The sequence below is a fragment of the Paenarthrobacter sp. NPDC089988 genome (assembly GCF_044748465.1).
Lineage (GTDB): Bacteria > Actinomycetota > Actinomycetes > Actinomycetales > Micrococcaceae > Arthrobacter.
Genome location: NZ_JBIVGD010000041.1, coordinates 1 through 4,500 on the forward strand (window position 1 = coordinate 1; position 4,500 = coordinate 4,500).

The 4,500-nt window shown below is 63.5% G+C and carries 4 protein-coding genes; all 4 read right to left on the minus strand.

Going from position 1 to position 4,500, the window contains the following annotated elements; genetic code table 11:
* Positions 1 to 336: 336 nt before the first annotated feature.
* The 4 genes from ACIPV6_RS23535 to ACIPV6_RS23550 are packed head-to-tail and all read right to left on the minus strand — an operon-like array spanning position 337 to position 4,186.
* Entirely contained in the window at positions 337 to 756 is a 420-nt protein-coding gene (locus ACIPV6_RS23535) for an ATP-binding protein (protein WP_400273213.1), read from the minus strand.
* Entirely contained in the window at positions 749 to 1,081 is a 333-nt protein-coding gene (locus tag ACIPV6_RS23540; RefSeq protein ID WP_400273214.1) for an STAS domain-containing protein, read from the minus strand. The genes ACIPV6_RS23535 and ACIPV6_RS23540 overlap by 8 nt, the downstream gene beginning before the upstream one ends.
* Complete coding sequence (locus ACIPV6_RS23545; protein ID WP_400273215.1) at positions 1,071 to 3,053, minus strand: glycosyltransferase family 2 protein; 1,983 nt, start codon at positions 3,051 to 3,053, stop codon at positions 1,071 to 1,073. Before ACIPV6_RS23545 ends, ACIPV6_RS23540 begins: the two co-directional genes overlap by 11 nt.
* A 17-nt stretch (positions 3,054 to 3,070) precedes the next feature.
* Complete coding sequence (locus ACIPV6_RS23550; RefSeq protein WP_400273216.1) at positions 3,071 to 4,186, minus strand: PP2C family protein-serine/threonine phosphatase; 1,116 nt, start codon at positions 4,184 to 4,186, stop codon at positions 3,071 to 3,073.
* Between the last annotated feature and the right edge of the window lie 314 nt (positions 4,187 to 4,500).

Sequence of the window (4,500 nt, forward strand, 5' to 3'; positions counted from 1 at the left end):
GTGAATTTACGTCGTGTCGTGCTCACAAGAACACCTTCCCGCAGAATCCCAGGATCCCGCTACTTCAGGTGTCCACCAACAGAGGCTAACCCCACGAGGGGGTTTCCGTGAAAGGGCGGTTCGGTGAGAGAGGGTTGGCGGAAAGGGGCGGTTCGGTGAGAGAGGGTTGGTGGGAAGGGGCGGTTCGGTGAGAGAGGGTTGGTGGGAAGGGGCGGTTCGGTGAGAGAGCGTCGGTAGGGGACGGACGGTCTCTCACCGAATCGCCCTTATTTCTCGACGGTCTCTCACCGAATCGCCTTTATTTGGGGACGGTGCCTCACGCCAGGCTGGAGGGCTTCAGGTGTTGCGGGTCAGGATCCAGGTGTTGGTGCCGTCCTGGCGTTCGAACGTCACCGTGGTCACCAGGGCCTCGATGAGCGCGAGCCCACGTCCTGATTCCGCCTCCGAATCCGGCATGGAGGCCTGCACGTCGTCGGCGAACGGTTCGCGGGCATGATGGGCGCTGACCCGGGCAACCAGCCGGGCCGGCCATACCCCGATCTCCACGTCGATCTCGACGGGCTCCTCGGCCACGGGCTCGGCGTGTTGCACAATGTTCGCGGCCGATTCGATCACGGCGGTAGCGAACGTCATCCGGTCCATATCCGGCACGAAGGACGCGTCGTCCCACAGGGCATCGAGTTCGATATGGATAGCCTCGATCGCATCGTCGTTGGACGGACCGTGGAAGCCCCGGCGGGCAATGACGTCAGTCATTGCCGAACGCTTCCTCGGCGGTGGGGTACGCCGTGAGGACCCGGTCCATGTTGGTCAGCTCCAGCACCATCTTCACCTGGGGCTGGACGCCGGCGATTCGCAGGTCGCCACCAGCCTGGCGTGCGGCCTTGAGGCAACCGATGAGGGCACCAAGTCCTGACGAGTCCATGAAGTCCGTTTCGGCCAGGTTGACCACCACACGGCTGGAACCTCCGGCCACCACCTCGTTCACCACTTCGCGGAGCTTTGGTGCAGCCACCATGTTCAATCGGCCAACACCTTTCACTTCGGCGTAGCTGTCCTTGACTTCGTAGCTAAACTGCATGGGCGTTCCTCTCTTCGGACCGTTCAGAACCATCAACATCTTCTTCAGGGATGAATCCCTTGTACAAAACCGCCTTCGCCAGCACGCTGAGGACCACCAGGTCGAAGACGACCCACGCGACGTTGACCAGCGTCCCGAGGGGCTCCGCGTCACCGGCCAGGAGGTGGGCAATGCCGATTCCAGCTGCACACGTCAGCAGGACAGCGACAGTGATCTGGGGCCTGATGAGGCTCCACTTCGGCCCGCCGCTCTGGCGGGACTTTGGGGTGACCGCGAACCCAAGGGGACGGCCGAACCATACGTTGCGTGCCGCCGTCGTGCATGATTCGATCCAGGTGGGGAACAGTGCGAGGCTGTACTGCTGGCCGCGCCACGTGGGGATGCCGTGGCCGGCTACGAGGAACAGCAACTGGTTCACCACCATGAACGGGATGAAGCGGACGAAGAAGTCGAAGCTGAGGCTGGTCACGGGGAGGATGCCCAGGGTGAGATAAATGATGGGCGCGGCGAAGTACACGACGGCGGCGAACCCGCTCAGGTAGGTCCACATGGTGGAGAAGTACATGAGCCGCTGGCCCCAAGCGAGCCCGGGTTGTACCAGCGGGTTTTCGCGCAGGAGAACCTGCATGGTGCCCTGGGCCCAGCGGAGGCGCTGCGTCATCATGGTTTGGATGTCCTCGGGTGCCAAACCGTTCGCCAGGACTTCGTGGTGGTACACGCTCTTCCAGCCCAGTCCGTGCAAGCGCATTGCCGTGGCCATGTCCTCGGTGACGGAGATGGTGGCGAGCGGCATGATGGGCTGAGCTTCGTCGGTGCGTTCCACGGAGATGGCGTCGAGGACCGCGTGGACGGATTCCAGCGCGCCGAGCGGTGACCACTCGCGTCCAGACATGCGGTCGACGGCGTCACTCGCCACCGTGGTTACGCCGCCTTCGCCGACGTGCGCGAGTTCCATCGCGGCGATTTCCTCAAGGTCGGCCTGCAACGCAGAGAAGTCCGCGGCAACGAGGGTTCGTACGGCCTCGTCAACTTTGCGGCGCACGCGGTACGTGATCTCGCTGAGGGAGACGTGGGCTTCGAGTTCCTGATGGGCGGTGTTGGTGGCGGCCTCAACCTCGTTCAGCATCTGCTCCACCAACGGGTTTTCGGCCTCGGGAGAGCGGCGGGCCTTCTTGATGGCCTGCTTGGATGCAGCCAGGGCACGCCTGATGCTCTTCTCGGTGGCTTTCACGTAGCCCACCAGGCCAAGTTGCATGAGGGCTTCGCGGCGCAGGATCGCGTTGGAGCCGCAGAAGAAGGCCGCGTTCCAGCCGTCCTTGCCTTGCTGGATGGGTCCGTAGAACAGGGGAGCCTGGCTGCCCAGCGGATCGTCGGCTGGGACGTTGATGAAGTACTGGGGTGTCTGGACCAACGCCACGCGGTCGTCGTTGAAGTAGCCCAGCGTTTTGTCCAGGATGTCCGGCTCGGGGATCTGGTCGGCGTCGAGGATCAGCAGGTACTCGCCCGAGGTGAGCATGAGCGCGTTGTTAAGGTTCCCGGCTTTGGCGTGCCGCGGCATGTCGGGCGTCCAATCGGCGGTGCGGGTGACGTAACCGATCCCGTTGGCTTCGGCGAGTTTGCGCATCTCTGGCCGGTTGCCGTCGTCGAGGATCCAGGTGCTGTGCGGCCAGCGGATCTCCTTGGCAGCCAACGCCGTGGTCATCACCAGGTCGAACGGCTCGTTGTACGTGGTGATGAAAACGTCCACGGTGGCATCGGCCGGGGCGGGGGGAGGCGGCTTGCGGATCTTGAGGTTCCACACCGTCAGCCCGAACAGCATCACGTCAATGAGGCTGTACGTCTCCGCGATGACCAGCGGAACGGCGATCCACCAGGCCTCCCAATTCAGCGAGGCCAGCCACCGCCAGGCAACGTAGTTCACGCCGAGAATGACGGTGAGGAGAACGATCAAACGAGTCCAGAAACGAGTCACGATCCCCCTTTGGTGGTTTACTGTCCGGTTGGTTTCCGTCGAACCACGACGGCGGTGACGTCGTCTTCCGCCGTGGCGGCCGGTGCCAGTTCCAGAAGTGCGGCACAGATTTGCTCTGAAGTCCCCTCGTTGCGGGTTGCCTTCTCCACGTTCCGGATGAAGTCCTCCAGCGACACATGGGCGTCCAGGATTCCGTCACTGACAATTACCAGCGAGTCGCCTGGCTCCAGGTTCAGTTCGGCTGCGGGCCAGACCTCGTCTTCGAGGATTCCCACAGGCGGACCCGCTGAAACCAAGCGGCGGGCGGCACCCTGGGCGGGGATGTGCAGCCCAAGTCCATGACCGGCGTCGATATAGCTGAGCCGGCCGGAAGCGCTGTCCAGCCGCGCGTGGAACATGGTCACGAACGATCCCGACTGGTCCAGGTCGGAGGCGATCGTGGCACCCGCGGAGGCGAAGGCCGAATCGATCGCGGGGTTGTCCGCCACGGAGCGCATCACAGCGCGCACCGTAGCGGCGATGAGTGCTGCGCCCATGCCTTTGCCCATGGCGTCGGCGAAGGTGAGGTGCATGCCGTCGGCGGTCTGGTACCAGTCGTAGAAGTCCCCGCCCACGCTGCGCGACGGGCGGAAGGCGCCAGCGACGTCGTAATCATCCAGCCGCACCTTCTCCTGCGGCAGGAGGCTCTTCTGCACGACGGCGGCGCGCGCCAGTTCGTCGCTTTGGCGCGGGTCCTCCGTGGGCTGCGCTGGCGTGCGTGCCCGGCGGAAGAGGGCCCTTATGCGGGCTTGGAGTTCCTTGGGGCTGAAGGGTTTGGTGAGGTAGTCGTCGGCGCCGGTATCCAGGCCCGTGAGCCGGTCCAACTCGTCCGCGCGTGCGGTGAGCATCAGGACGTAGGCGTCGGAGAATTCACGGACCCGGCGGCACACTTCCATGCCGTCGATGTCCGGGAGGTTGATGTCCAAGGTGATCAGCTCGGCGTTGGTGTTTTTCACGGCCTCGACGCCGGTCAATCCGTCCTGGGCTTCAGTGACGATGAAGTCGAGTTGTTCGAGGACCACCACGAGGAGGCCACGGATGTCTTCGTCATCTTCGACGACTACGGCATGGCGCTTGGGCGAGGTTGAGACCATGGCTCCATTAACTAATGTCCTGGGGGTTTTGTCACGTTTAGTCAACTAACATGAACGCCCGCTCACATTGCGCGAGCGGGCGTTACAAATGTTGTTCAGTCAGGTGAGAGAGGGCTCTCCGGAAAGGGTGATTTCGTGAGAGAGGGATCTCCCAAAACGGGGGTTCGGTGAGAGAGCGTCGGGTTGGGAGGGCGGTTCGGTGAGAGAGGATCGGGTTGGGAGTGGGGTTGCCCGCAAGTTGTGGACAGTTGGTCAGGCGGCTTGTGCCGGCTGAGGTTGGTCCGTGGTGAGCAGCAGTTCGTGCTCCACGGGGG

Bases quoted from the DNA above. Each gene is read 5' to 3' on its own strand.
- ACIPV6_RS23535 (WP_400273213.1), bottom strand. From the start codon at position 756: ATGACTGACGTCATTGCCCGCCGGGGCTTCCACGGTCCGTCCAACGAC.
- ACIPV6_RS23540 (WP_400273214.1), bottom strand. From the start codon at position 1,081: ATGCAGTTTAGCTACGAAGTCAAGGACAGCTACGCCGAAGTGAAAGGT.
- ACIPV6_RS23550 (WP_400273216.1), bottom strand. From the start codon at position 4,186: ATGGTCTCAACCTCGCCCAAGCGCCATGCCGTAGTCGTCGAAGATGAC.